Annotated in this window: 27 protein-coding genes; 12 read left to right on the top strand and 15 right to left on the bottom strand. The window is 63.6% G+C overall.

Translation table 11 applies throughout. From position 1 onward, the window contains the following. Window positions 1-163: 163 nt before the first annotated feature. Genes NKH83_RS16555 through NKH83_RS16540 form a run of 4 tightly spaced genes read right to left on the bottom strand, consistent with a single transcriptional unit; the run spans window position 164 to window position 6992 of the window. Complete coding sequence (locus NKH83_RS16555; RefSeq protein WP_352805817.1) at window positions 164-2251, bottom strand: hypothetical protein; 2088 nt, start codon at window positions 2249-2251, stop codon at window positions 164-166. A 3-nt stretch (window positions 2252-2254) separates the two neighbouring features. Continuing rightward, window positions 2255-5077, bottom strand: coding sequence for a DUF4159 domain-containing protein (locus NKH83_RS16550; protein WP_352805814.1), 2823 nt, complete (start codon window positions 5075-5077; stop codon window positions 2255-2257). After that, on the bottom strand, window positions 5074-5988 hold the full coding sequence (locus NKH83_RS16545) for a DUF58 domain-containing protein (RefSeq protein ID WP_352477997.1): 915 nt from the start codon (window positions 5986-5988) through the stop codon (window positions 5074-5076). The genes NKH83_RS16550 and NKH83_RS16545 overlap by 4 nt, the downstream gene beginning before the upstream one ends. Then, entirely contained in the window at window positions 5988-6992 is a 1005-nt protein-coding gene (locus NKH83_RS16540) for an AAA family ATPase (RefSeq protein WP_254819166.1), read from the bottom strand. Before NKH83_RS16540 ends, NKH83_RS16545 begins: the two co-directional genes overlap by 1 nt. Window positions 6993-7138: 146 nt before the next feature. Between NKH83_RS16540 and NKH83_RS16535 the strand changes: the two genes are divergently transcribed. The 3 genes from NKH83_RS16535 to NKH83_RS16525 are packed head-to-tail and all read left to right on the top strand — an operon-like array spanning window position 7139 to window position 9679. Beyond that, on the top strand, window positions 7139-7768 hold the full coding sequence (locus tag NKH83_RS16535) for a DUF1285 domain-containing protein (protein WP_352477995.1): 630 nt from the start codon (window positions 7139-7141) through the stop codon (window positions 7766-7768). 13 nt (window positions 7769-7781) lie between these two features. Continuing rightward, window positions 7782-8414, top strand: coding sequence for a CoA pyrophosphatase (locus tag NKH83_RS16530; protein ID WP_352478099.1), 633 nt, complete (start codon window positions 7782-7784; stop codon window positions 8412-8414). Next, a complete protein-coding gene (locus tag NKH83_RS16525; protein WP_352477993.1) occupies window positions 8411-9679 on the top strand; it encodes a CCA tRNA nucleotidyltransferase in 1269 nt (422 codons plus the stop codon). The genes NKH83_RS16530 and NKH83_RS16525 overlap by 4 nt, the downstream gene beginning before the upstream one ends. A 3-nt stretch (window positions 9680-9682) precedes the next feature. Here the strand turns inward: NKH83_RS16525 and NKH83_RS16520 are convergent, their stop codons facing one another. The 3 genes from NKH83_RS16520 to hemF all read right to left on the bottom strand — a co-directional run bounded on the left by NKH83_RS16520 (window position 9683) and on the right by hemF (window position 11568). After that, a complete protein-coding gene (locus NKH83_RS16520) occupies window positions 9683-9868 on the bottom strand; it encodes a DUF1059 domain-containing protein (RefSeq protein ID WP_023679490.1) in 186 nt (61 codons plus the stop codon). Window positions 9869-10135: 267 nt separating this feature from the next. Then, window positions 10136-10396 carry a DUF1344 domain-containing protein gene (locus NKH83_RS16515; RefSeq protein ID WP_023679489.1) on the bottom strand — a complete coding sequence of 87 codons (261 nt, stop codon included), beginning with the start codon at window positions 10394-10396 and terminating at the stop codon, window positions 10136-10138. Window positions 10397-10653: 257 nt separating this feature from the next. After that, window positions 10654-11568: an oxygen-dependent coproporphyrinogen oxidase gene (gene hemF, locus NKH83_RS16510; RefSeq protein ID WP_352805809.1), complete on the bottom strand. Its 915-nt coding sequence runs from the start codon at window positions 11566-11568 to the stop codon at window positions 10654-10656. A gap of 105 nt (window positions 11569-11673) precedes the next feature. Here hemF and NKH83_RS16505 point away from each other — a divergent pair, with 105 nt between their 5' ends. Next, window positions 11674-11931, top strand: a complete 258-nt coding sequence (locus tag NKH83_RS16505) for a hypothetical protein (RefSeq protein WP_023679487.1) — start codon at window positions 11674-11676, stop codon at window positions 11929-11931. On the opposite strand, the gene soxR is transcribed toward NKH83_RS16505, so the two are convergent. Together soxR and NKH83_RS16495 are read right to left on the bottom strand one after the other, a co-directional pair. Next, a complete protein-coding gene (soxR, locus tag NKH83_RS16500) occupies window positions 11928-12374 on the bottom strand; it encodes a redox-sensitive transcriptional activator SoxR (RefSeq protein ID WP_352477990.1) in 447 nt (148 codons plus the stop codon). The genes NKH83_RS16505 and soxR overlap by 4 nt on opposite strands. A gap of 170 nt (window positions 12375-12544) precedes the next feature. Then, on the bottom strand, window positions 12545-13003 hold the full coding sequence (locus tag NKH83_RS16495; RefSeq protein WP_352477988.1) for a tRNA (cytidine(34)-2'-O)-methyltransferase: 459 nt from the start codon (window positions 13001-13003) through the stop codon (window positions 12545-12547). A gap of 419 nt (window positions 13004-13422) precedes the next feature. Here NKH83_RS16495 and NKH83_RS16490 point away from each other — a divergent pair, with 419 nt between their 5' ends. The 4 genes from NKH83_RS16490 to NKH83_RS16475 are packed head-to-tail and all read left to right on the top strand — an operon-like array spanning window position 13423 to window position 17956. Beyond that, window positions 13423-13827 (top strand): hypothetical protein, encoded by a 405-nt coding sequence (locus tag NKH83_RS16490; RefSeq protein ID WP_352805805.1) that lies wholly within the window; start codon window positions 13423-13425, stop codon window positions 13825-13827. A gap of 22 nt (window positions 13828-13849) precedes the next feature. Further along, window positions 13850-15739 (top strand): ABC transporter ATP-binding protein, encoded by a 1890-nt coding sequence (locus NKH83_RS16485; protein WP_352477984.1) that lies wholly within the window; start codon window positions 13850-13852, stop codon window positions 15737-15739. After that, window positions 15736-17619: an ABC transporter ATP-binding protein gene (locus NKH83_RS16480; protein WP_352477982.1), complete on the top strand. Its 1884-nt coding sequence runs from the start codon at window positions 15736-15738 to the stop codon at window positions 17617-17619. Before NKH83_RS16485 ends, NKH83_RS16480 begins: the two co-directional genes overlap by 4 nt. 22 nt (window positions 17620-17641) lie before the next feature. Then, a complete protein-coding gene (locus tag NKH83_RS16475) occupies window positions 17642-17956 on the top strand; it encodes a DUF6665 family protein (RefSeq protein ID WP_254819177.1) in 315 nt (104 codons plus the stop codon). Between the two features lie 27 nt (window positions 17957-17983). Here the strand turns inward: NKH83_RS16475 and NKH83_RS16470 are convergent, their stop codons facing one another. Next, window positions 17984-18340, bottom strand: coding sequence for a cupin domain-containing protein (locus NKH83_RS16470; protein WP_254819178.1), 357 nt, complete (start codon window positions 18338-18340; stop codon window positions 17984-17986). Window positions 18341-18619: 279 nt separating this feature from the next. Between NKH83_RS16470 and petA the strand changes: the two genes are divergently transcribed. From petA to NKH83_RS16450, 4 genes are all read left to right on the top strand, one after another. Continuing rightward, complete coding sequence (gene petA, locus NKH83_RS16465; protein WP_352477980.1) at window positions 18620-19180, top strand: ubiquinol-cytochrome c reductase iron-sulfur subunit; 561 nt, start codon at window positions 18620-18622, stop codon at window positions 19178-19180. 16 nt (window positions 19181-19196) lie between these two features. Beyond that, window positions 19197-20498, top strand: a complete 1302-nt coding sequence (locus NKH83_RS16460) for a cytochrome b (protein ID WP_254819179.1) — start codon at window positions 19197-19199, stop codon at window positions 20496-20498. An 89-nt stretch (window positions 20499-20587) separates the two neighbouring features. Next, window positions 20588-21460: a cytochrome c1 gene (locus NKH83_RS16455; protein WP_352477976.1), complete on the top strand. Its 873-nt coding sequence runs from the start codon at window positions 20588-20590 to the stop codon at window positions 21458-21460. A gap of 214 nt (window positions 21461-21674) precedes the next feature. Beyond that, the gene (locus tag NKH83_RS16450) at window positions 21675-22220 is read left to right on the top strand and encodes an adenine phosphoribosyltransferase (RefSeq protein ID WP_254819181.1); all 546 of its coding nucleotides are present in this window, start codon (window positions 21675-21677) and stop codon (window positions 22218-22220) included. A 43-nt stretch (window positions 22221-22263) separates the two neighbouring features. Here the strand turns inward: NKH83_RS16450 and NKH83_RS16445 are convergent, their stop codons facing one another. The 5 genes from NKH83_RS16445 to pth form a co-directional block, all read right to left on the bottom strand. Continuing rightward, window positions 22264-22734, bottom strand: coding sequence for a MaoC family dehydratase (locus NKH83_RS16445; RefSeq protein ID WP_352477975.1), 471 nt, complete (start codon window positions 22732-22734; stop codon window positions 22264-22266). Next, window positions 22731-23192: a MaoC family dehydratase gene (locus NKH83_RS16440; RefSeq protein WP_352477973.1), complete on the bottom strand. Its 462-nt coding sequence runs from the start codon at window positions 23190-23192 to the stop codon at window positions 22731-22733. Before NKH83_RS16440 ends, NKH83_RS16445 begins: the two co-directional genes overlap by 4 nt. 131 nt (window positions 23193-23323) lie before the next feature. Then, window positions 23324-24298 (bottom strand): magnesium/cobalt transporter CorA, encoded by a 975-nt coding sequence (corA, locus tag NKH83_RS16435; protein ID WP_352477971.1) that lies wholly within the window; start codon window positions 24296-24298, stop codon window positions 23324-23326. 218 nt (window positions 24299-24516) lie between these two features. Further along, window positions 24517-25620 (bottom strand): redox-regulated ATPase YchF, encoded by a 1104-nt coding sequence (ychF, locus tag NKH83_RS16430; protein ID WP_352477969.1) that lies wholly within the window; start codon window positions 25618-25620, stop codon window positions 24517-24519. A gap of 109 nt (window positions 25621-25729) precedes the next feature. Next, on the bottom strand, window positions 25730-26455 hold the full coding sequence (gene pth / locus NKH83_RS16425) for an aminoacyl-tRNA hydrolase (RefSeq protein ID WP_352477967.1): 726 nt from the start codon (window positions 26453-26455) through the stop codon (window positions 25730-25732). Between the last annotated feature and the right edge of the window lie 14 nt (window positions 26456-26469).

Below are 26469 nucleotides of genomic sequence, written 5' to 3'. Positions count from 1 at the left end.
TTCCCTTCTCCCCTTGCGGGAGAAGGTGGGCGAGCGAAGCTCGGTCGGATGAGGGGTGTTCCAGGGAACGCCGACGCCTCATTTCTTCCGGCACCCCTCATCCGTCTTGGCGCTTCGCGCCAATCCACCTTCTCCCACAAGGGGAGAAGGAAGGACGGTGCCGCTACCGCCCTTCGCGGTACCACATAGAGCCCATCGCCAGAAGAAGCAGGCCGAGTCCGAGGAAGCCACCGAACAGCGGCACGCGCGAGACGGCCTTGAGCACGCTGTCGTCGGTAGTGCGCAGGCCGATCCAGTCATTGCCGGAGGCCGCGCCCGACGAACGGACCGGGACGATTGATGGCAGCGTGACCGTGCTGGTGAGATTGCCAAGTGGCGAGGCCGGAGCCAGCCGGCGAACGCTGCCGCCGGTTGCCTCAGCCGGTGGTTTCAGCCGGTTCTCGGTGGAGACGACATCGGTGAATTCCGGGGCGTTGACCGGCCCGACATGGGCCAATGCCGTCAGGTCGCCATTGCCGACCTGGTAGAGACCGATTTCGCTGGTCTCGACGCTGCCGAGGAAGACACCTGGTTCGGATTTCTCGAGCCTGACGATCAGTGCCTTGCCGGATGGCGTGATGACTTGCGCCGGGCCGGGGTCGTCGCTCATCGTCTGGCGGCGGATTTCCAGCACCATGCCGCGGCCGTCGGCGGTCAGCCGCTCTTCCTCGAGTTCGGGCTCCTTCATCAGCCAGTGGGCGATGCGCCGGTAGAGCTGGACGTGGGGCCCACCGCCCTCGAAGCCGCGCGCCCACAGCCAGCCCTGGTCGGACAGAAGCATGCCGACGCGGCCTTCGCCCTTGCGATCGAGCAGCAGCAGCGGCCGGTTGTCGGCGCCCTTCATCACCACCTCGCCCTCGGGGTTCTCGACCCCGATGGTGCGGAACCAGCGGCTCCAGTGCGGCGGCTCGGTCGCGGAGCCGTCGAGCCCACGCGTTACCGGATGACGCTGGCCGGTATCGGTGAGGCGCGGATAGAAGGCCTTGTCGATGACCTCGCCGGTCGGCATTGCCGGCAGCGCCGACATCAGCGGCGTGCGGGCGATCGAGCTTTCGCCGGCATATTCGGGGCCTGCCGCGATCAGCAGCGCGCCGCCCTTTTCGACATATTCGGAGATATAGTCGTAATAGAGGATCGGCAGTACGTCGCGGTGCTGATAGCGGTCGAAGATGATCAGGTCGAAATCCTTGATCTTCTCGACGAACAGCTCGCGCGTCGGGAAGGCGATCAGCGACAATTCGTTGATCGGCGTGCCGTCCTGCTTTTCCGGCGGGCGCAGGATGGTGAAGTGCACGAGGTCCACCGAAGCGTCGGATTTCAGCAAATTGCGCCAGGTGCGCTCGCCCGCATGCGGTTCACCGGAAACGAGCAGTACCCGCAGATTTTCGCGAATACCGTCGATCAGCGCGATGGCGCGGTTGTTGGTGTCGGTGAGTTCGCCCGGCTCGTGGTTGATGGCGAGTTCGACAATGTTGCGCCCGGCGCTGGGAATAGTCACCTGCAGCGGCATCGCCTGGCCGATGTTGGCGTGCTCGACCGATACCTGCTCGCCATTGACCGATACGCGGACATCGACCGGGCCGGTGTCGTTGTTGGTGGCGATGACTCGATAGGTCATGTCGAGCGGCTTGCCGACGAGGCCGAAGCGCGGCGCATTCTCGAAGCGAATGCGACGGTCCTTTTCATGCTCGTTGCCGGTAATCAGCGCATGCAGCGGGGCATTGAAGTCGGGTGTGCCGGACGGTGCGTCATGCACCTCGCCATCGGTGATCATGATGGCGCCGCCGATGCGCGATGGCGGCACGTCGCGGAAAGCATTTTCGAGCGAGGAAAACAACCGCGTCTCGGTGCGCTCGTCGGCGGCTTCGGACTTGCCGGCTTCGACGACACGGACGTCGAACTGCTTGAAGCGGCCGAGACGTTGCTGAAGCCCGGCTAACGCCGCGTCGGTCTGCTTGGTGCGGTCGCCGATATCCTGGCTCTGGCTGCGGTCGACGACGACGGCGACGATGCTTTTCAGCGGCTCGCGCTCTTCGTCGAGGAACACCGGATTGAGCAGCGCCGCAGCCAGGGCAATCAGGGCTGCCAGGCGGAAAATCGCACCGCGCTGGCGAAACCAAAGGCCGGCCAGCGCCAGCAGCAGCAGCGGCACCAGGACCACTGCGAGCAGCGGCCAGGTGATGAGCGGTTCGAAGGAGAGCGACCAGTTCATGGTCTACTGTCCCAGCCGTTCGAGCAGCACCGGGACGTGCACCTGATCGGATTTGTAGTTGCCGGTCAGCATGTACATCATGATGTTGACGCCGGCGCGCAGCGCATAGATGCGCTGCATCGGATCCGAAGGCACCGTCGGCAATAGCGGGTCGCCATTCTCGTCGACCGCCCAGGCGCCGGCGAAATCATTGGCGGTGATCATGATTGGCGAAACGCCGTCGCCGGTGCGCACCGGGCGGTTCTCGGTGTTGCTGGCTTCGAGCGATGCCTCGACCCAAAGCGGGCTGCCGGCAAAACGGCCAGGAAACTCCGGAAGAATGTAGAAGGATTTGGTCAGCACGTGGTCCGACGGCACCGGTTCCAGCGGTGGCACGTTGAGGTTGCCGAGGATGTCGCGCAGCCGCTCCGTAGCCGGGCTGGTCGAATCCGCACCAATGCCATTGGCGAACTGGTCGCGGGTGTCGAACAAGACCGTTCCGCCCTGCTGCATATAGGCGTCGATGCGCGCGATGGCGGCCTCGCTCGGCATCGGGGCCGAGGGATCGATCGGCCAGTAGATCAGCGGGTAGAAGGACAGTTCGTCCTTCGAGATGTCGACGCCGGCGGGTGCTCCGGGTTCGAGCGCGGTTTTTTCGATAAGAAAGCGGGTCAGCCCTTCGAGCCCGGCGCGGCTGATCGAATCGACACCCGGCTCGCCGGTCAGCACGTAGGCGATCCGGGTCTTTGAAATGTCCCCGATCGCCTCCGTATCTCCCGGTTTGGCGTCGTCGGCACGCGCGACGTCCGCTTGGCCAATCAAGGCGCCGAGCGCCATCAGCAGGACGGCTGCCGTCGCCGCAGCGCCGGCACGGCGCGGCCGGCGCGACAACAGGCCGCCCATCCAGAATACGGCAAGCGTGTCGAGCACCATCAGCACCAGGGCGGCCGTGACAAGCGGACCTTTGAGGTTGCGCTGCTCGTCGAAGGCATACTGGATGGTGGTGACCGGCACCGTGATTTCAGGCCGGGCCAGCGGCGTGAATGCGCTGTCGCCACCGAGCAGATTGTGAGCGAACACTCCCGTTTCCGAGCCGTAGAGGCCGGGCGGGTTTTCCAGCGTCACCGGCAGCGGGCCGGCGCCGGGCACTAGGGGCCTGGCATCCGGCGTCGGCGGCACCAGCGTGCCGTCGGCGGCGATCATGCGATAGGGTGCCAGCGACGTGGCGGCTGCCTCGGCATTGGCGACTGCCGAGCCCTGGTTGCGCGACAATTGCACGATGCGCCGCAGCATCTCGACGAAGCTGCCGGAGATCGGGAGGTTGGACCACGTCGCCTCGGGGGTGACGTGGAACAGTACGAGGGTGCCCTTGTCCTTCTTCATCCCGGTCACCAGCGGCGTACCGTCGGCAAGCGTGGCCCAGGTGCGCTCGACAATGTCGGGCGTCGGCTCGGCCAGCACCTGCCTGGTAACGGTGACCTCGGTTGGCGGCGCGAGGTCGGCGAAGGGACCGGTTTTCGGGAATTCGGTGACCGGCTGCGGCGCCGTCCATGACAGCGCGCCGCCAAGCGATCGCTCGCCGGTGCGCAGCCGGACCGGCAGCAGATCGTCGTCATTGCCGGCAGCGGCCAGCCGCGAACCGGCAAAACGCACCAGTGTGCCGCCCTTGTCGACCCAGTCGACCAGCCTCTGCCGCGCCTGTTCCGGAATGGTGCCGACATCCGCCATGACGATCATCGCCGGTTTCTGGTCGAGCAGTTGCGGAATGGCGTCGGCGAGATCGACGCTCGACGGCTCGACGAGATCGGCGAAGGGCTGCAGGGCGCGGCGGATGTAGTAGAGCGGCGACAGCAGCGGTTGCGCCTGATCGGCCTCGGACTGCGACAGCAACCCGACGCGGCGGCGTTTTGAGCTCTCATCGAGCACGCGGACGGCACCGGCCTGGCGCTCGCCATCGAGCGCGATATAGGCGAAGTCGTTGCGCAGTTCGAACGGCACCGCCATCGTGCCGGTCGCGGTGGTTCCGCCCGGGGCAAAGGTAAGCATCGCGTCGGCAATGCGGCGGCCCTTGTCGTCGAACGCGCCGGCCGTCACCTGTGCAGGTGCCGGGTCGCCCGGTGCGCGGATGGCGGTCAAGGCGAAGCCGTCGACCTGGTTGTCGGCGCCGGTCAGGCCAGTCAGCGACAGCCGGTCGGAGACGGCCCAGACAATACGTGCCGCGTTCTTTGACAACAACGTGTTGAAGGCGGTTTCGTCGCCTTGCGCCGCCAAGCCATCGGCGAGCACTGCGACGCTGGCGCCCGGCAGCGACTCCAGGGCTGACGCGACGCGGGCGTAGACGGCGGGGCGGTCGGTCGGGATCGGCCGCGGCTTTGCCGCGCGCAGCCGGTCGAGCGCGGCAGCGGCATCGAAGGGACCGATCTCGGCATTCGGCTTCTCGGCGGTGAAAGCGATGAGCACCGGCACGCCATTCGAATTGGCATCGGCGATCAGCCGCTCGGCGGTAGCGACCCGCTTGCCCCAGTCGGCGGCACTTGCCCAGTCATTGTCGATCACCAGCGCCAGGGCGGCGCCCTCGGCGGGCAGCTTTTCGCGCGGGTTGAAGACAGGTTCGGCAAGTGCCGCCACGACAAGCGCGGCCATCAGCAGCCTGAGCAGCGTCAGCCACCAAGGGCTCTGCTGCGGCGTTTCTTCGCGCCTCAACACGCGGGCGAGAATCCTGAGCGGCGGAAACACCTCGGTTTGCGGCCTGGGCGGGGTCAGCCGCAGAAGCCACCAGATCACCGGCAGCGCCAGCAGGCCCCACAGCACCATCGGCGCCCCGAAGGAGAGCGGCAGCCAACTCATGCGCGGGCCCTCCCGGCAAAGCTGCCCTCGGCGGTCATCGCCATATGGATGCGCACCAGCGCCTCGGAGGCAAGGCGATCGGTATGGTTGACGGTAAAGCTCCAGCCAAGCCGTTTGCACCAGGCGGCCAGTTCCTGGCGGCGGGCGGCATAAAGCAGGCGATATTCCTCGCCCAGCATTTCGGCGCGGCCGGCGGTCAGCTTGTCGCCGGTCTCAGGATCGGTGAATTCGGTGCGCCCGGCATAGGGGAAGCTTTCCTCGGCCGGATCGGCGACCTCGATCAGATGTGCGCGCACGCCGTGGCGGGCGAGCACGTCCAGCCAGGCCATGGTGTCCTCGACCGGGTCGAGGAAATCGCTGACGAGGACGATGTCGCAGAAGCGGCGAATGCCGGACAGGTCGGGCTTTGCCGGCAGGTCGCCGGCGTGCATCAGTTGCGCCGCGATGCGCTCGGCGCCATTGCGGGCGGTGAACGGGTCGGTCAGGCCGGGCCAGGCAATGCGCTCGCCGCTGCGCGACAAAAGCTCGGCCATGGCCAGCGTCAGCACAAGGGCGCGCGATTCCTTGGAAACGCCGGCTCCGGTCGATTTGTAGAGCATGGAAGGCGAGGGGTCGGCCCACAGCCACACCGTGTGGGCGGCCTCCCATTCACGGTCGCGGACATAGGTGTGGTCGTCGCGGGCGGAACGGCGCCAGTCAATGCGCGAGGAATCGCCTTCGACATAGGGCCGGAACTGCCAGAAATTCTCGCCGATGCCGCGCTTGCGGCGGCCGTGCCAGCCGGCAATTACCGTGTTGACGATGCGGCGCGCCTCGACCAGCAGGTCCGGCACCAACGAAGCCCGCAACCGGCCTCTGGCGAGCGCATCGCGCGTCGCTGCCGGTGCCTGCGCTTCACCGATGCGCGCCATCAAATCCCTTTCGCGAGCTTCGCCACGACGTCGCGAACCGTGGTGCCCTCGGCGCGGGCGGCGAAGGTCAGCGCCATGCGGTGCTGCAGCACCGGCTCGGCCAGTGCGCGGACGTCGTCGACCGACGGCGCCAGCCGGCCGTCATAGAGGGCGCGGGCGCGGGTGCACAGCGTCAGCGCCTGACTGGCGCGCGGGCCTGGGCCCCAGGCGACGTGCTTGTCGGTATCGGCGTTGCCCTGGCCGGGACGCGCAGAGCGCACCAGCTTGAGGATCGCCTCGACGACGCTTTCCGGCACCGGCATGCGGCGGATGAGCGTCTGGATGTCCTTCAGCCGCGCCGGCTGCAGCACGTTTTCAGCCTTGGCATCCTCGATACCGGTGGTTTCCAGCAGGATGCGGCGCTCCGCCTCGATCTCGGGGTAGAGGATGTCGACCTGCATCAGGAAGCGGTCGAGCTGTGCCTCGGGCAGCGGATAGGTGCCTTCCTGCTCCAGCGGGTTCTGCGTCGCCAGAACATGGAACGGTGACGGCAAGTCGTGGCGCACGCCGGCAATGGTGACGTGGTATTCCTGCATCGACTGCAGCAGCGCCGACTGGGTACGCGGCGAGGCGCGGTTGATCTCGTCGGCCATCAGCAGTTGCGCGAAGATCGGCCCGGAAATGAAGCGGAACGAACGCTTGCCGAATTCATCCTGCTCCATCACCTCTGAGCCGAGAATGTCGGACGGCATCAGGTCGGGCGTGAACTGGATACGGCGCGAATCGAGGCCGAGCACGATGCCCAGCGTTTCGACCAGCTTGGTCTTGGCTAGGCCGGGCACGCCGACCAGCAGTGCATGGCCGCCGGCCAGCAATGCGACGAGCGTGCGCTCGACGACGCTTTCCTGGCCGAAGATGACCCGGCCGACGCCGTTGCGAACCCTCGAAATGTCGGCCAGCGCTTTCTCGGCCTGCGCCACCATGTCCTTTTCGCTGATCGGGCTTTCCTTGATCATCACGCTCATGCAGCATCGATCCTTCTGGTTGGAAATACCGCTTGGCACAGTGGGTGCCGCAGAATGCCGCGATTCGGCCTCGCAGGGCGCCTGTCTTTGAATTTAAATCACAGACTTAGGCTGACAAGCGGAACAACAGTGACTATTTCGTGACCATGACGGAAGCCGCAGACAATCGTGAAGAGAGCCTGACGGCCGCGACCGAGGCGCGCGGGCTGCAAGCGCTGGTCTCGCGCGCGACGCGCGCCGGCAAGGGGCCGGCGCCGGTGGAACGCTGGAATCCGGCGTTTTGCGGCGATCTCGACATGGAAATCAAGCAGGACGGCACCTGGTTCTATCTGGGAACGCCGATCGGCCGGATGCCGCTGGTGCAGCTTTTTTCCTCGGTGCTGCGTAAGGACGAGGACGGCAGGACCTACCTGGTGACGCCGGTGGAAAAGGTTGGCATCCGCGTCGCCGACGCGCCCTTCATTGCCGTCGAGATGGACGTGTCTGGCGCGGGCGACGGACAAATCATCACCTTTCGCACCAATGTCGGCGACGTGGTCGAGGCTGGGGCGGGACACCCGCTGCGCTTCGTCGATGAGGACGAGACAGGTGGCCTGAAGCCCTATGTGCTGGTGCGCGGGCGGCTGGAGGCGCTGGTGGCACGGCCGGTGATGTACGAGCTGGTCGAGCACGGCGAAGAGATCGACATCGGTGGCAAGACGATGTTTGCCGTCCGTTCCAAAGGCGAGGTCTATCCAATCATGCCGGCTGAGAAACTGAAACGGCTGAGCGCATGATGGACCGCCTATGATGGATCAGGTGACGCCGTTGGCGTTTTCCGCTGCCGAGTTTCGCCAGCGCGTCGCGGCGCAGCCGCTGGCGCATGCCGGCGACGATTTTGGCGACCACCGCTTCAATCCGGGCCATCCCAGACTGAAGCTGGCCAACGCGCTGCGCGACGCCGCCGTTCTGATCCCGGTGGTCGATCATGGCCATGAAGCCACGGTCCTTTTGACCAGGCGGGCGGAAAAGCTGCGCAACCATTCGGGGCAGGTTGCTTTCCCCGGTGGCACCGTCGATCCAACCGATGCGAGCCCGGAAGCGGCGGCGTTGCGCGAGACATTCGAGGAGATCGGTCTCGATAGGGATTACATCGAGATCATCGGCCGTCTGCCGGACTACGTTTCCGGCAGCGGCTATCGCATCGCCCCGGTGCTCGGGATTGTGCGGCCCGGTTTCAGCCTGACGCTGAATTCCGACGAAGTCGATGCTGTCTTCGAGGTGCCGCTGGGTTTTCTGATGGACCCCGCCAACCACACCAGAGACAGTCGCATGTGGAACGACCTCGAATGGTTCTTTTACGAGATGCCCTATGGCGGCCAGCGCATCTGGGGCGTCACTGCGGGCATCATCCGAACGCTCTATGAAAGGCTCTATTCGTGAGCAATCCTGTGTCGATTGCCGGCAAGGCCGGCTGGCTCGGCGAAAGCCACTTGCAGCGCCTGCTCGCCGCGCTCACCCACGGCGGCGAGGAGGCGCGTGTCGCCGGCGGTGCGGTGCGCAACGCGCTCATCGGCCAGCCGGTCGCCGACATCGACATCGCCACCACGACGGTGCCCGAGGAAACCATCCGGCGTGCCGAGGCGGCGGGCTTCAAGACGGTGCCGACCGGCATCGAGCATGGCACCGTCACCGCGGTCGCCCAGGGCAAGGCCTATGAGGTCACCACGCTGCGTGCCGATATCGAAACGGACGGCCGGCGCGCCAAAGTGTCGTTCGGCCGCGACTGGAAAGCCGACGCTGAGCGGCGCGATTTCACCATCAATGCACTCTATGCCGAAGCCGATGGAACGGTCGTCGATCTGGTCGGCGGTATCGCCGATATCGAGGCGCGGCGGCTGCGCTTCATCGGCGATCCGGAAGCGCGTATCCGCGAGGATTATCTGCGCATCCTGCGTTTCTTCCGTTTCTTCGCCTGGTATGGCGACGGCAGGCCGGATGCCGAAGGGTTAAAGGCTTGCGCCCGGCTGAAGCAGGGGCTCGACCAGCTCTCGGTCGAGCGCGTCTGGTGGGAATTGAAGAAATTGCTGTCGGCGCCGGATCCGTCGCGGGCGCTGCTGTGGATGCGCCAAGCCGGCGTTCTGACCGCCGTTTTGCCGGAAAGCGAGAAATGGGGCATCGATGCCATTCACGGGCTGATCAAGGCCGAGAAGGACCTGGCCTGGGCGCCGGACCCGCTGCTCAGGCTGGAAGCCGTCGTGCCGCCGGATGCCGCGCGCATGAAAACGCTTGCCGAGAGATTGAGGCTTTCCGTGAGCGAGGCAAGCCGCCTGCGGAATTGGGCGATCACGGCTGCCGTCGATCCGAAAACGACCGAAGGAGAGTTGGCGAAAAGGCTTTATTTTGGCGACCGCCAAGGCTTTGTCGATCGGTTGCGGCTGTTGCTTGCTTCCGCTCGAGCCCGCGCGGTCGAAGACAATGACGCACTACTCGAAGCCGGTGGCTTCTCGCGCCTGCTTGCCTTCGCCGAAAAATGGCAAAACCCTGTTTTTCCGCTCAAGGGCGCCGATCTGACGACACTTGGCGCGTCACCGGGGCCAAAGCTTGGTGCAACGTTGAAGAACCTTGAAAAGGAATGGGTCGAGTCCGGTTTTGCGCTCGATCGCGGCGCGCTGCTCAAGCGCGCCGCAGAGGCACTCGAATCCTGACCGTCACGCTGCGTCGCGGACCTTTTCGATGCGCGAGCGGATCGCCTCGATCATCGTCTCGCGAATCACCGTCTCGCCATGCGTCTCGCGCAGATGCTCGACGGCACGGCGCATGACCTCAGCCTCCTCCTCCGCGCGTGTGTGCCACTCGCAGCCGGGTACGAGCGACCCGCAATGGAATTCCTTCATCGGCTTCTCCTCATCTCCTCCTTGGAGCACCGCGCACTGACACGGAAGCTCCACACCTTTGATTGCGCGATCCGGAAACCGCGTCCGGTATCCGGGCTACACGCTGGCCAGGTTAGCATAACACGATCGAATGGTTTTGGTTGCCTTAGAGTGCCGTGCGTCCAAGCCGACACGCGGTGATCGGATTGCGAAAAGGCGGAGCATCGCTGCTCCGCCCTCTTACGCTACCTAGGAGTAAGACCTCGTCTTGCTCCAGCGGGCAGGACATCACTTCACGATCTTGACTGCCTCGGCAATTTTATCCTTGCCGCTCATATCCCACGTGACGCGGACCTTTTCGCCGACCTTCAGGCCAGGATCCTTGAAGGTCTGGGGCAACGTAAAGGTGGCTCCGTTATCCAGAACCAGGCTCATCGCCGTTCCATCAAAGCTTTTGATCGTGCCGGTGGTGTGCTTGACCGCAGCGAATGCGGCAGTACCAGAGGCGAGAACGGCAGCGGCGGCTGCGGTCATAATAAGCTTGCGCATGGCATGCTCTCCTGGAAAATGCGGGCACTGCTTGGGAAAGGTGCCCCATTCAATCATGGGCCGTCCGGTCACGTCGGGTCGCGGCTCTCGGGAGTAAAGAACCGCCGGCGTTTCCCGGCCCGACGCGACAAATAGCCCAATCTTTACAATGGTATATTAGACGAAAAAGATATTTTTTGGCGCGCCTTGCGCCACATTCGCTGTCAAATTCCGGGGATTTGGACCCGATTGCGGCTCACGTCGTGCTCACCGAGATTTTACGGCCATTTCGCTTCTGGCGGCAGGCTGGACAGGATCGAGGCGACATTGCCGCCGGTCTTCAGCCCAAAGACGGTGCCGCGATCGTGAAGCAAGTTGAATTCGACATAACGGCCGCGGCGGATGAGCTGCTCGTCACGGTCGCCATCGGTCCAGTTGTCATTGAAGTTGGCGCGCACCAGATGCCCGTAGACGACGAGAAAAGATCGCCCGACGTCCTGGACGAAGTTGAAATCGGCGTCCCAGCCGCCTTTGTCCTCATCCGAATGCAGCCAGTCGAAGAAGATACCGCCGGTACCGCGCGGCTCGTTGCGGTGCGGCAGATAGAAGTACTCGTCGCACCAGGCTTTGAATTTCACGTGGTCGGCGATCGCCGCGTTCTTCTCGCAGGCAAATTGCATAGCCCTGTGGAAGGCGACCGTGTCGGGGTCGTCCTGGCTGCGGCGGCGGTCGAGCACCGGTGTCAGGTCGGCGCCGCCGCCGAACCACTGGCGTGAGGTGACGACCATGCGCGTGTTCATATGCACGGCCGGCACGTTGGGGTTCCACGGATGGGCGATCAGCGAAATGCCGCTCGCCCAGAAGGACGGGTCCTCTTCGGCGCCCGGCATCTGCTTCCTGAATTCGGGGGAGAACTCGCCATGAACGGTCGAGGTGTGGACGCCGACCTTCTCGAAGACGCGGCCATGCATCATCGACATGATGCCGCCGCCGCCCTTGCCGGCATCGCGTTGCCACGGCGTCTTTTCGAAGCGACCGGGCGACCAGCTGGCCTGCGGCCCCCGCAGGTCCTGCTCGATCTGCTCGAAGCTGGCGCAGATACGCTCGCGCAACGTCTCGAACCACAGCCGTGCCTTCGTCTTCTTCTGTTCGATGTCGGCTGGCAGCCCCGCCGGTATCTCGGGTCGTTGCAAATCCTGTCTCCGGTTGCGGGGCGTACCCCGACAAATGACTCGTCTTTTCCGGCCGCGATCCCTAATCTCTTAGGTGCAAGGGTCAAGTGTAAATGGAGTTCTTTCGTGCGCACCCCGGCAAGACCGCCGCTGGATGGCCTGAAGAAGAGGCTCGACCGTTCACGCGCCGAGAACGCGCGCATGCCGCGCGACGGCTTCCTGCGCGAGACCTTCGTGCTGCCGCGCTCCGACGCTCGTCTCAAGGCGAAGGAATGGTTCGAGCGCTTTCCCAAGCAGGCCTATTGGACCGAGATCGAGAGCTGGTTCGAGCGGCCGGGCGACGTCATCGAATTCACGATCAGGCGGCTGCCGGCGGCGGATTAACGCTCGATCAGCAAGCGTCTCGCGCCCGGCCCTCGGATGCTCAGCCGGTCGCCCTTATTCCGCAGCGGACATTTGTCGATCGACATGCAGCCGCAGCCGATACAGTCGGTCAACCCGTCGCGCAGCTTCTTGAGCTGACTAATCTTCTGGTCGAGCTCGTCGCGCCAAGCCGTCGAAAGCAGGTTCCAATCCTCGCGGGTCGGCGTTCGTCCTTCGGGCAGCGATCGAAGGGCTGTGCCGATCTCGGCCAGCGAAATGCCGACCTCCTGCGCTACCTTGATGATCGCCACACGTCGCAGCACGTCGCGGCCGTAACGCCGTTGGTTGCCTGATGTGCGGTGGCTGCGGATCAGCCCGCGCGCTTCATAGAAATGCAGCGCCGACACCGCCACGCCACTGCGCGTCGCCACCTGGCCGACCGTCAATTCCGTTGCCGCAGCCATCTCCGATTTTCCGCTTGACCTCAAGTTAAGTTGAGCTTGTAGCGAAGAAGCCTCGAAGATGCAAACGGCAGGAGATGGCGATGGGCGTCTGGATGAGAATGACCGGAGAGGACGCAGTGTTGCGTGAGGACGATGCCTTGGTCGCTGCGGCCGGCGATCGCGTACACGTCCTAGCGAAGCTGCCGGATCGCCTCGCCCGCCACCATCGCAACGGAAAGCGCGACGTTGATGCTGCGCGCTCCGGGCTGCATCGGGATGGTCAGGCGCGCATCCGCCGCCTCGTGGACGGCATCCGGCACGCCTGCGGATTCGCGGCCGAACAGGAGAATGTCGTCGCCGGCAAAGGCGAAATCCGTGTAGGCGGCAGCTGCTTTGGTCGACAGCAGCACCAGCCGCCGCTTGGCAAGCTTGCGCCAGTCCTCGAAGGCGTGCCAGTCGACATGCCGGGTGAGCGCCGCCATTTCGAGGTAGTCCATGCCGGCCCGTTTCAGCGCCCGGTCACCGAGCGGGAAGCCTGCCGGTTCGATGATGTCGACGCCGAGACCGAGGCAAGCGGCGAAGCGCAGGATTGTCCCGGTGTTGCCGGCGATATCAGGCTGGTAGAGCGCGATGCGGAGACGGTCGTTCATTTCCGCGTCTTTCTAATAAGTGGCAGATCAGCCACAGAGCTCTCGCGGTTTTGGAAATTCCTGGACTGGCGGGTGGTCATTTTCTGCGAAGTCGGTTATACGGCCAGCATTGTCAACCCGAACCGATGGAGGGGTAATTCATGATGGCCATGCACATCCACCACCTCTCTCGTGGGCTTACCAGCCCGACGGCGGTTTCGGTACGACGATTCTCCTGACCTTCTAGACTTCATCGCACCGATTCCCGCCGAAACCTTTTTCGGCCCTTGAAGGAATCCTGCGATGTTTTTCAAGCTGTGGAGGGGCTGAACGCCCCACCTGAACGCGCTTCGACCGACGCCACCTTTGCCGCGCCGCGCATGCCCGCCGCCTGGGTTGGTTCACCCTTCTACCTGCATCTTCAACTGGAGGACGGACCGATGTTCGATCCCTGTAAAATACCCGGCTCAAGAAGCCTGCACGAGCGCAAGACCGCGACCTGGGCGCTTTTGATCGGCGAGACCCACTCGTCGGCGGTTCACGCCGAGACCCGCCGGCGTCCGCATCGCGGCATGCTGCCGGACGTCGATTTCTCGCGCGCCGTTCCGGACCATAGCCGGCCGTCGCTGGTGCGCCGGATCATCAGGCTGATCCGACCTGGTGCAAAAACCGGCGCGAAAATCCGGATCGTCAAAACGTCATCAGCATCGTCAACCGAGACTGTCGGCGAAAGGCCCGCGACAACCTATATAGCGCGAAGCAGGGCCGGCGAGGCGGACGATACCGTATCGCCGGTCCTTGACGCCCTGCGGTCTGGGCACCTCGTCCGTTCGCGTGCCGCGTGAGCGGGAAATTGTGAGCATCACTATGTTTAGCTGGTTTGAAAAAAGGCTCGATCCGTTCCCTGCCAAGGAGCCGGTCGAGCCGCCGCGGACACTGATCGCCTTCTGCGTGCATTACACGCGCGGCGCATGGCCCTACATCGCTCTCGATGCGGTACTGGTGACGGCCATCGCCCTTGCCGAGGTGTGGATGTTCGGCTTCATGGGCCGGATCGTCGACTGGCTGTCCGGACAGAATCGCGAGACGTTCCTGCAGACCGAAGGCTTGAAGCTGGCCGGCATGGCCTTCATCGTGGTTTTCGCGCTGCCGGCAACGGTCTGGTTCCATTCGCTGCTCAACCAGCAGACGCTGATGGGTAATTATCCGATGCGTATCCGCTGGCAGGTGCATCGGTACCTGCTCAAGCAGTCGATGAGCTTCTATCAGGACGAGTTTGCCGGGCGCATCGCGACCAAGCTGATGCAGACAGCGCTCGCCGTGCGCGAGTGCGTGATCAAGCTCATCGATGTGCTCAATTATATCGTCGTCTATTTTCTCGGCATGCTGTTCATTGTCGGCTCGGCAGACTGGCGGCTGGCTGCGCCGCTTGCCGTCTGGCTTGCCGGCTATGTCCTGCTGTTGCGCTATTTCATCCCGCGACTGGGCAAGGTCGGCGAGGAGCAGGCCAATGCGCGCTCGACCATGACTGGCCGTGTCGTCGACAGCTACTCCAATATTCAGACGGTCAAGCTGTTCTCGCATGCGCGGCGCGAAGCATCCTTCGCCAAGGACGGTATGGCCGGCTTTCTCGACACCGTTTACCGATCGATGCGGTTGGTGACGCAACTCTACGGCCTGCTCTATGTCCTGAATTCGCTGCTGTTGTTTTCGGTCGCCTCGATCTCGCTGTGGCTGTGGCTCGGCCAAGCCGTGACGATCGGCGCTGTCGCCCTGGTCATCGGCCTCGTGCTGCGGCTCTGGGGCATGTCGCAATGGATCATGTGGGAGATGTCCACGCTGTTCGAAAATATCGGCACGGTGCAGGACGGCATCGCCTCGATCTCGCTACCGCGCCTCGTCGAAGACCGGCCTGGTGCCAAGGATATTGCCGTGACCAAGGGCGAGATCCGTTTTGAGGACATCCGCTTCCACTACGGCAAGCAGAAGGGTGTGATCGAAAGCTTGTCGCTGACGGTGAAGCCGGGCGAGAAGGTCGGCATTGTCGGTCGATCGGGTGCCGGCAAGTCGACGCTGGTCAATCTTCTATTGCGCTTCTACGACCTCGAAAGCGGCAAGGTCCTGATCGACGGCCAGGACATTGCGGCAGTGACGCAGGACTCGCTGCGGGCCCAGATCGGCATGGTCACGCAGGACACCTCGCTGCTGCATCGCTCGGTACGCGAGAACATCCTCTATGGCAGGCCGGACGCCAGCAACGAGATGCTGATCGAGGCGGCGCGGCGCGCCGAGGCGCTGGATTTCATTGCCGGCTTGTCGGATTCGAACGGCCGCAAGGGTTTCGACGCGCATGTCGGCGATCGCGGCGTCAAATTGTCCGGCGGCCAGCGGCAACGCATAGCCATAGCCCGTGTCATGCTGAAGGACGCGCCGATCCTCATTCTCGACGAGGCGACCTCCGCCCTCGATTCCGAGGCCGAGGCGGCCATCCAGGAGAATCTCTACAAACTGATGCAAGGCAAGACCGTCATCGCCATTGCGCACCGGCTGTCGACGATCGCGGCCATGGACCGGCTCGTGGTCATGGACAAGGGCCGAGTCATCGAGGAAGGTTCGCATGAGGAACTCGTTGCCAAAGGCGGGCTCTACGCCCAGCTCTGGCAACGTCAGTCGGGCGGATTCCTGCTCGACGACGCGCCTTCTGCCAACGATGCGGCCGCCAACGATGCAATCGCCAAGGGTGAAGCCGCCGAATGATGACTGCCATCTACCGCTGGTTCGAGAACTGGGTCTATCCATTCCGGGAGCCCGCGGACCTTCGGCCACCTGCCGGCGTCAGGGGTTTCCTCTGGCATTATGTCGGGCAGGCGAAGATCGCCTTCTTCGCCATGCTGGTGATCGGCGGCATCGCACCGCTGGTCGAAGCCGGACTGTTCTATTTCGTCGGGCGGCTGGTCGACATTCTCGACCAGCTTCCCGGCGAACGCAGCTGGCACGCGCTGTGGACTGCCGCCGGCCCGGAACTTGTCTTCATGATCGCGGTGGTGCTGGTCATCCGCACCATTGTCGTCGGTCTGTCGGCGCTGGTCGACGAGCAGACGATCACGCCGGGTTTCTATAATCTGGTGCGCTGGCAGGCGCATCGCCATGTCTCGCGCCAATCCTACGCCTTCTTCCAGAACGACTTTGCCGGGCGTATCGCGACCAAGGTCTGGCAGGCGGGACAGGCGACCGGCGATCTGATGGAAAGCTTCATCGAGGTCGTCTGGTTCATGGTCGTCTATACGGTGACGACGCTGGCGCTGGTCGCCGGGCTCGATCTCCGGCTGGCGGTGCTGGTGGTGATCTGGATTACCGCCTTCGGCTTGCTGGCCAGGCGCTATTTGCCGGCAATCCGCAAACATGCCGAAGCGACCGCCGAAGCCGGCTCGATGATCACCGGCCGCCTTGTCGATTCCTATTCGAACGTACAGACGCTGAAACTGTTCTCGGCCGATGGCGACGACCACTACATCAGGAACGGCTTCGACATCTATCTCGACGCGCTGCGCCCGTTCACCCGCCGGCTGACAGGCGTGCGCATGGCGCTGACGATGCTGTCGGGCATCATGATCACGGCGATCGCCTGCTTCGCCGTTTATCTCTGGGTCGAGGGTTCGATCACAGTCGGCGCCGTGGCCTTCACGCTGTCTTTGGTGCTGCGGCTGAACATGCTGCTCGGCCGGCTGATGATGCAGCTCAACGGCATCTTGCGTAACCTCGGCGTGCTGGAAAACTCCAAGGCGCTGATCTCGCAGCCGCTCGGCCTGACCGATGCGCCGGACGCGAAAGAGCTTGTCGTCGGCGGCGGGCGCATCGACGTCAGCAATGTCGAGTTCCACTACGGCAAGGGGTCCGGCGTGCTCAACGGCATCGACCTCGTCGTGCGGCCGGGCGAAAAGGTCGGCCTGGTCGGCCCGTCCGGCGCCGGCAAGACGACCTTGGTCAATCTGATCCTGCGCCTCTACGACCTCGAGAGCGGCAAGATCACCATTGACGGGCAGGACGTCTCCAGGGTCACGCAGAATTCGCTGCGCGCCAATATCGGCGTCGTCAGCCAGGATACGGGACTTTTCCACCGCTCGCTGCGCGACAATATCAAGCTCGGCATGCCGGAAGCGACCGACGCCGAGGTGGTCGCGGCAGCGAAGAAGGCCGAGGCGCACGAGTTCATCCTCGGTCTGCGCGACAATCGTGATCGTATCGGCTACGAGGCCTATGTCGGCGAGCGCGGCGTCAAGCTCTCCGGCGGCCAGCGCCAGCGCGTGGCGATCGCCCGCGTCTTCCTCAAGGATGCACCGATCCTGGTGCTCGATGAGGCCACCTCGGCGCTCGATTCCGACGTCGAGGCGGCGATCCAGGAAAATCTGGCAAGGCTGATGGAAGGCAAGACGGTCATCGCCATCGCGCATCGGCTGTCGACCATTGCGGCACTCGACCGGCTTGTGGTGCTCGACGAGGGCCGCATCGTCGAGCAAGGCACGCATGACGAGCTGGTCGGGCTCGACGGGCTCTATGCCAGGCTGTGGAAGCGGCAGTCCGGCGGCTTCCTGTTCAACGAGGAGAGCGCGCTGGCCGAGACCCGGCCGGCGGAGTAGTTTCTAAAAACCGGAGTAGACCATGGCGGTGAGAATGCCATCGAATTTCGGACGGTCCGGCGCGCAGGAGAGCGCGTTGGACCTGCTTGGCCATGAAATCCTCGGCGAGAAGGCGGCCGCGCTCGGCCGCGCCGGCCGGCGCGTCGAGGAAACATTGACCAGGCTGCGCGAGAATTGCGACAGTGTCGACCGTGCCCGGCTGCTCAGGGATGCAGCCGAAGCGGTGCACGGGTATTTCATCCAGCGCGAACTCTGCGGCCTGCGCAAGCACGACGCGGTGATCCGGGAATACAACATTCCCAAGGCCGTGCTGGCCAGGCTCGGCGCCAGCGGATGACCCGAACCGGAACTGGTTCGGGAAGCGTTATTCCAGCCACTCGGTGATGAAGCTGCCGTTCTCGTGTATGTCGGTGGTTTCCAGCGGGCCTGGCCCGAGATTGGTGAATTTGTGCGGCGTGTTCGGCGGCACGACCAGGATCTGGCCGGCTGTGGCCTCGATCTGCCGGTCGCCGACGGTGAACAGACCGGTCCCGGTTCGGATGATGAAAATCTCGCAATAGGGATGGCTGTGCAGCCTCGGGCCGCCGCCGGTCTCCGGCAGGTAGTTAAAGATCAGGCAACTGCTGGAACCGTAAGGCCCGCATTGCAACTCGCCTTGCCAGTGGTCGGGCAACTGGTCGGGCGCTTTGGCCCATTTGTCGCGGTCGATGACATGCGCCATGGGGCGAGGATAAACCGGGCGAGCGTCCGCTGTCGAGGTGAACGCAGCCATTTGGTTTTGCTGCTGTTTTCCAATCGTTCAGCTGGGCAAATTATGCCCCCGCGACAATCTGCCCTTGTGCCTTCGCCCGTCTGGACAAAAACAGGCTTCACGCATAAACCCAAGTCCCAAATGCCGGAGGAATTCGCTAGCCTGTTCGCCATGCGCTGTCGGGCCGGCGCGATTGAGCAGGGAACAAGCTCGGCCGCCGGTACGGAAGAGGCGAAAGGATCAGGCACCGTGAGCGCAACCGACACCCAGGATCCCAACCGTCGTGATTTTCTCTACGTCGCCACCGGCATGGCCGCGGTGGTCGGCGCGGGCGCCGTTGCTTGGCCGTTCATCGACCAGATGCGTCCGGATGCCTCGACGCTGGCGCTTGCCTCGGTCGAGGTCGACGTCTCGTCGTTGACGCCAGGAATGTCGCTCGTCGTGAAGTGGCGCGGCAAGCCGGTAGTCGTGCGCAACCGCACCGAAAAAGAGATGAAGGACGCCGAGGCGGTCAATCTCGCCGAGCTCAAGGACCCAATCGCCCGCAATGCCAACCTGCCGGCCGACGCGCCGGCGACCGACGCCAATCGAACCACGCCGGGCAAGGAAGCCTGGATGGTGATGGTCCAGGTCTGCACCCATCTCGGCTGCATCCCGCTCGGCCAGGAAGGCGATTTCGGCGGCTGGTTCTGCCCATGCCACGGTTCCGTATACGATACCGCCGGCCGCATCCGGAAGGGGCCGGCACCCGAGAACATGGCAGTACCGGTGTTCCAATTCGTTTCCGACACCAAGATCCGTATCGGCTGAGGCAGGGGATATTTCCATGAGCGAGGGACACTCGACCTATACGCCCAAGTCCGGCATCGGACGCTGGTTCGATTCGCGCATGCCGCTGCCGCGGCTGGTCTATGACAGCTTCATCGCCTATCCGGTGCCGCGCAACCTGAACTATGCCTGGACCTTCGGCGGCATCCTTGCGCTTATGCTGGCGGCGCAGATCCTGACCGGTATCGTGCTGGCCATGCACTATGCGGCCGACAGCACTCTCGCCTTCGATTCGGTCGAGAAGATCATGCGCGACGTGAATTCGGGCTGGCTGCTGCGCTATCTCCATTCCAACGGCGCGTCGTTCTTCTTCGTCGCCGTCTACATCCATATCTTCCGTGGCCTCTACTACGGCTCCTACAAGGCGCCGCGTGAGCTGCTGTGGATCCTCGGCTGCATCATCTACCTGCTGATGATGGCGACCGGGTTCATGGGCTATGTGCTGCCCTGGGGCCAGATGAGCTTCTGGGGCGCCACCGTCATCACCGGCTTCTTCACCGCCATTCCGCTGGTCGGCGACTGGATCCAGCAGCTTTTGCTCGGCGGCTTCGCGGTCGACAATCCGACGCTGAACCGCTTCTTTGCGCTGCACTACCTTTTGCCGTTCATGATTGCCGGCGTCGTCGTGCTGCACATCTGGGCGCTTCACGTCGTCGGCCAGAACAATCCGACCGGCATCGAGGTCAAATCGAAGACCGACACGCTCGCCTTCACGCCTTACGCAACCATAAAGGACGGGTTCGGCATGATCGTGTTCCTGTTCGTCTTCGCCTATTTTGTGTTCTACCTGCCGAATTATCTCGGCCATCCCGACAATTACACCGTGGCCAACCCGCTGAAGACGCCGGCCCACATCGTGCCGGAATGGTACTTCCTGCCGTTCTACGCGATCCTGCGCGCCATCACCTTCAATATCGGGCCCATCAACTCCAAGCTCGGGGGCGTGCTCTGCATGTTCGGCGCGATTGTCATGCTGTTCCTGGTGCCGTGGCTCGACACCTCGAAGGTGCGCTCGGCAGTCTACCGGCCCTGGTACAAGCTGTTCTTCTGGCTGTTCGTGGCCGACGCCATCCTGCTCGGCTGGCTGGGCTCGCAGCCGGCCGAGGGCAGCTATGTATTCATGGCGCAGATGGCGACGCTGTTCTATTTCGCCTTCTTCCTGGTAGCGCTGCCGGTGCTCGGGCTGATCGAAAAGCCGCGACGGCTGCCGAATTCGATCACCGAGGCGGTGCTCGAGAAGAACAAGGGCGGCGGCGGACATCCTGCCGGTGCCACGACCGCGCCGGAAACCAAGGGCTGAGCATGATCCCGAAAAGTGGAAACCGGTACTCGGACAAGGTCATGCTCGAGACGATGACAGCGCGTCAGAGAATCTCAAGGGGAATTGGCATGAAAAAGATTCTCTCCTCGCTGGCGCTGCTTGGCCTTGTGGCCGCGGGCATGGGTGCCGCAAGCACTGGAGCCAGCGCCCAGGAAGAGGCGCACAATGAGGCGGCGCCGACGCATTTCCCGATACACGAACCGAAGGAAATGGACTGGAGCTTCGCCGGGCCATTCGGCACGTACGACAAGGCCCAGCTGCAGCGCGGGCTGAAGGTCTACAAGGAAGTCTGCTCGGCCTGCCATTCGATGAATTTGGTGGCGTTCCGTACGCTGGAAGGCCTTGGCTATTCGGATGCGCAGATCAAGACGCTGGCGGCCGAATATACGATCCATGACGGCCCGAACGATGCCGGCGACATGTTCGACCGTCCCGGCAAGCCGTCCGACCATTTCCCGGCGCCATTCCCCAATGTCGAAGCGGCAGCGGCGGCAAATGGCGGCGCAGCACCGCCCGACATGTCGCTGCTGGCCAAGGCGCGCGGGGTCGAGCGCGGCTTCCCGCGCTTCGTGTTCGACATCTTTACGCAATATGCGCAGGGCGGCCCCGACTACATCCACTCGCTGCTGACCGGCTACGACCAGCAGCCGCCGGCTGGCATGGTCATACCGGAAGGCACGCACTACAATCCGTACTTCCTGTCCGGCGTGTCGCTGAAGATGCCGAAGCCGCTCTCCGACGGCCAGGTTACCTATGATGACGGCGCGCCGCAGACTGTCGACCAGTACTCGCGCGACGTGTCGGCCTTCCTGATGTGGGCGGCCGAGCCGCACCTCGAGGACCGCAAGAAGACCGGCTTTCGCGTGCTGGTCTTCCTGCTGCTGTTCGGTGCGCTGGTCTACCTGACCAAGCGCAAGGTGTGGGCCGGCGTGGCGCACTGAGCCCTGCGATATACGAGAATGCGAGGGCGTCGAAAGGCGCCCTTTTCATTGCAGGCATGTCGATTGATCGCAGCCGACGCTGAGCAAGGCCCTTTGCCGGACAATTTTCCGTCAGGTATCACATGGCGGTAGCCGGACTTGGCGGCGCCGGGTTACGATTGGCCCATTCCTTTCACGCCTTCAGCCGAATCTGAATAGCCCGGAGAGCCGCTCGATGAAATCCTCGCTCGAAGAGACGCTGCTTGCCGCGATCCGCACCATTCCGGATTATCCCAAACCCGGCATCCTGTTTCGCGACATCACCACGCTGCTCGGCAATGCGCGGGCCTTCCGCCGCGCCATCGACGAACTGGTGCATCCCTATGCCGGCCTGAAGATCGACAAGATCGCCGGCATCGAGGCGCGCGGCTTCATCCTCGGCGGCGCCATCGCCCACCAGCTCTCGGCCGGCTTCGTGCCGATCCGTAAGAAAGGCAAGCTGCCTTACGAGACGGTGCGCGTCGCCTACAGCCTGGAATACGGGCTGGACGAGATGGAGATGCACAAGGACGGCGTTTCTCCAGGCGAGAAGGTAATCCTCGTCGATGATTTGATCGCCACCGGCGGCACGGCCGAGGCGGCCGTCAAGCTATTGCGGCAGATCGGCGCCGATATCCTCGCCGCCTGCTTCGTCATCGACCTGCCGGACCTTGGCGGCCGAGAGAGGTTAGAGGCGCTCGGCGTACCGGTGAGGACGCTGATCGGGTTTGAGGGGCATTGAGCGTTTCTTCCTTCTTTCCTGTGGGAGAGGGGAAGAACTCCGCTCACTCCACCTTCACCAGCACGGCACTTTCGAATTCGATGACCTTGTCGCCGGTCGAATCGAAGGCCTCTGAGCGGAGCGTCAGCAGCCGCCAGCCCGGTCGCGAGGCGATGGGGCGATGGGCCAGCGCGGTGCGGGTGAAAGTCACGGTTTCCCCGGCATAGACAGGTTTGGGCCATTTGAGGTTCTTGAAGCCGGGCGAGGGACCGAATTCCGGCACCGGCCCGGGGCCGGGCCAGCGGGCGACCTCTGCCTCCATGCCAGCCTGGAGGTTCAATTTCATCCAGGTGGCGGCGGTGTGCCAGCCCGAGGCGCAGAGCCCGCCGAATATGCTGTTCCTCGCCGCCTCTTCGTCTATATGGAATATCTGCGGGTCGTATTTGCGGGCGAACGCCTTGATCGCCTCCGGTTCGAATCGATGTGAACCGAGCGTGACGGTGATACCGATGCAGAAGAATTCGTCGAGGCTCACGCACTGCCCTCGCGGGTGAGGAACATGACGGTGTTTTCGAGCTCGAAAACACCTTCGCCGCGCTGGTTGAACAACTCGCTGCGCATAGTCACCAGGCCAAGGCGGGGCTTCGATCTGGACAGTCGCTTGGCAAGGACGGTGGTGCTGCCGCTCAACAGGTCACCGGCCAGGACCGGCCGTTTCCATTTGACCTGGTCGACGCCTGGCGCGCCCTGGGAGGTCGAGTCGAGCAGGAAGGCATCGCACAGCATGCGCATGAACATGGCGCAGGTGTGCCAGCCCGAAGCCGCCAGCCCGCCGAGGATGCTGGCCTTGCCCGCGGCCTCGTCGAGATGCATCGGCTGGGCATCGAACTCGTCGGCGAATTCTATGATTTCAGCGGCGCTTACCAGCTTGGTGCCGAGGTCGAGCGAAGCGCCCTCGACAAAATCCTCATAAGCCCAGGTCTTTGTGGTCATGGTCTGGAATCCTGTTCAGGATTGTACAATCGCTACGCGTCGGGTCCCGGATGCAGGCAGGGCGGCATTTGGTCAAGCAATTTCTGGTGCGCCAGCCTGCTGTGCCCAAGCCGTAGCGCGCATTGACGACCCTATAGCCAGCCGCGACGGCGGAAATACCAGAAGGGCAGGATTGCCGAAAGCACCATCATGCCGATGGCGAAGGGATAGCCAAAGTGCCATTTGAGCTCAGGGATGATGTCGAAATTCATGCCGTAGATTGAAGCGACAAGCGTCGGCGGCAGGAAGATGACAGCGGCGACGGAGAAGATCTTGATGATGGCGTTCTGCTCGATCGAGATCATGCCCAGCGTCGCGTCGAGCAGGAAGCTGATCTTCTGCGACAGGAAGGTGGCGTGGTCGGCAAGCGACAGCACGTCGCGCGACAACGTTTTGATGCGGGCGCGGGTATCCTTGCTCATCTTGGTCTGAGTGGAGGCATGGGCGAGGAAGCCGGCAAGGCGCTGCAGCGAGATCAGGCTGTCGCGGACCGAGGAGGCGAGGTCCTCCTTGCGGCCAATGCCTTTCAACAGTTCCTGGAAGTCACGGTTGCGCTTGGAAACTTTGGTCGAGCGTGCCTCGAATATATCGCGCGAGATCGCCTCGACGTCGCGGCCGGCGCGCTCCAGAATGTCGGCGAGGCGGTCGACGATCGCCTCCAGCAGGCCAATCAGGATGGTGTCGCCGCTGGTGCAGCCGGTCGCCACCTTCTCGGCGCGCAGCGGAAAGGTCTTGAACGCCTTCGGCTCGTGGTAACGCACGGTGATCAGCCTGCTGCCGGCGAGCACGAAGGTGACCGGTGACATCAAGGGATCATCCAGTTCGGTCTGAGCCGGCAGAATGGCAGTCATGAAGTAGGCGCCGTCCTCGACGTAGAGACGGCTCGAGATCTCGATCTCCTCCATCTCTTCCCGGGTCGGAACGGCAATGCCGAGCCAGGTCTCGATCGTGGTCTCTTCTTCCTTTGTCGGGCTGAGAAGGTCGACCCAGACGACAGCATCGCTGTTTTGCAGGAGATCATCGACAAGGCGCAGGCGATCATTGTCGACGACGAAGGCCTTGATCATCGCCGGTCTCCCTTGCTGTTGCTAAAGAGGGTTTCGTTCGGAAGGGGCGCGTCACTCAGATCGCACTGACATGGCCATGTGAGGCTCGAGACCAGCGCAGAGGCCCCTTAGACCGGGCGTGACGTGCCGTCAAGCAGCGGCAAGACGCCGCCGCGATGCCTGTTATGAAGTTGTGACCGAGCAGCAGCCATTGTGGAGGCCGGGCGGTTCTCGCCGGGTCAGGTGTTGAACTTGAACAGCATGATGTCGCCGTCCTGGACGACATACTCCTTGCCTTCGTCGCGCGCCTTGCCGGCCTCCTTGGCCGCTACTTCGCCGCCTAGCCTGACGAAGTCGTCATAGGCGATGGTCTGGGCGCGGATGAAGCCGCGCTCGAAATCGGTGTGGATGACGCCTGCCGCTTGCGGCGCCTTGGCACCCTTGTGCACGGTCCAGGCGCGCGTCTCCTTGGGGCCGACGGTGAAATAGGTGATGAGCTGCAAAAGCTCGTAGCCGGCGCGGATCACCTTGTTCAGGCCGGGTTCGTCCAGGCCGAGCGTTGCCAGGAATTCCATTTCCTCTTCGTCCGAGAGCTGGGCGACTTCGGCCTCGATCGCCGCTGAAATCACGACAGTGCGGGCACCTTGCGCGGCGGCCATCTTCTCGACCACCCTGGTATGCGCGTTGGCGGTGGCGGCGTCGGCTTCCGCGACGTTGCAGACGTAAAGCACCGGGTGTGAGGTCAAGAGATTCAGCCCCTGCAGGATGCGCAGATCCTCACCCGAGATGCCGTTGAGCAGGATGCGGGCGGGCTTGCCGGCCTGCAGCAGTTCGAGCGCCGCTTCCATCATCGGAAGTACGGTCGCTGCTTCCTTGTCTTTGCCGGCGGCACGCTTGCGGATCTGCACGATGCGGCGCTCGAGGCTGTCGAGATCGGCAAGCATCAATTCGGTCTCGACGGTCTCGGCATCGGCGACAGGATCGATGCGGCCCTCGACATGGGTAATGTCGTCATCCTCGAAGCAGCGCAACACATGGACGATGGCGTCGACCTCACGGATGTTGGCGAGGAATTGGTTGCCAAGCCCTTCGCCTTTCGAGGCGCCACGCACCAGGCCGGCAATGTCGACGAACGAGATGCGGGTCGGGATGATCTCCTTCGACTTGCCGATCGCGGCGATCTTCTGCAGGCGCGGGTCGGGCACCGCCACCTCGCCGGTGTTCGGTTCGATGGTGCAGAACGGATAATTGGCGGCCTGTGCCGCCGCCGTTCTCGTCAACGCATTGAAGAGCGTCGACTTGCCGACATTGGGCAAGCCAACGATGCCGCATTTGAAACCCATTTTTGTCTGGTCCTATCGGGAAATCGAATTTGATCAGGGCTATGGGCGAAAGCGCCGATGATCGTCAAGCCCTGAGCACTTATGCCCGCGGCGCTGACGGCGCCATGGCTTAGTCCTTGCCGCCAAAAAGCTTCTTCAGCATGGCCGCCATCGGGCCGGTTTCGGGCAGCTTGGCCGTCGGCTGCTGCGGCCGCGCCTGGCGGACGTGGCTTTGTGCCTTTGGCGCCTTGGGCGGCAGGCGGTCGTCGTCGCCCGTCGGCGTGAGCTTGTCGCGCAGGGCCAGCGTCACGCGGTTCATGAAGGAATTGTCGTCGCCCTCGGCAAGCAATCCGGCACCGTCGGCGATTGCGTCGAGCAGCACGTCCAGCCATTCGCGGTCGGCCTTGGCGAAATCGCCGAGCACATGGCCATGCACCATTTCCTTGACGCCGGGGTGGCCGACGCCGATGCGCACACGGCGAAAATCCTTGCCGACGTGCTGGTCGAGCGAGCGGATGCCGTTGTGGCCGCCGGAACCGCCACCGACCTTGACGCGCACCTTGCCGGCAGCAAGGTCGATCTCGTCATAAAAGACAGTCAGCGCCGAAGGGCCGAGCTTATAGAAGCGCAAGGCTTCGCCGACCGACTGGCCGGACAGGTTCATGAAGGTCTGCGGCTTGATCAGGATCACCTTTTCGCCGGCAAGCGTGCCTTCGGCGATCAGACCCTGGAATTTCTTCGACCAGGGCGAAAAGGAATGGCGGCGGGCGATCGCGTCCGCCGCCATGAAGCCGACATTGTGCCGGTTGCTGGCGTATTTCGCGCCCGGATTGCCGAGGCCTGCAAAGACAAGCATCGTCGCCTCCGGGC

The sequence above is a fragment of the Mesorhizobium sp. M0909 genome (assembly GCF_040319515.1).
Classification (GTDB): Bacteria; Pseudomonadota; Alphaproteobacteria; order Rhizobiales; family Rhizobiaceae; genus Mesorhizobium.
This window is presented reverse-complemented; position numbering and strand designations above follow the sequence as displayed.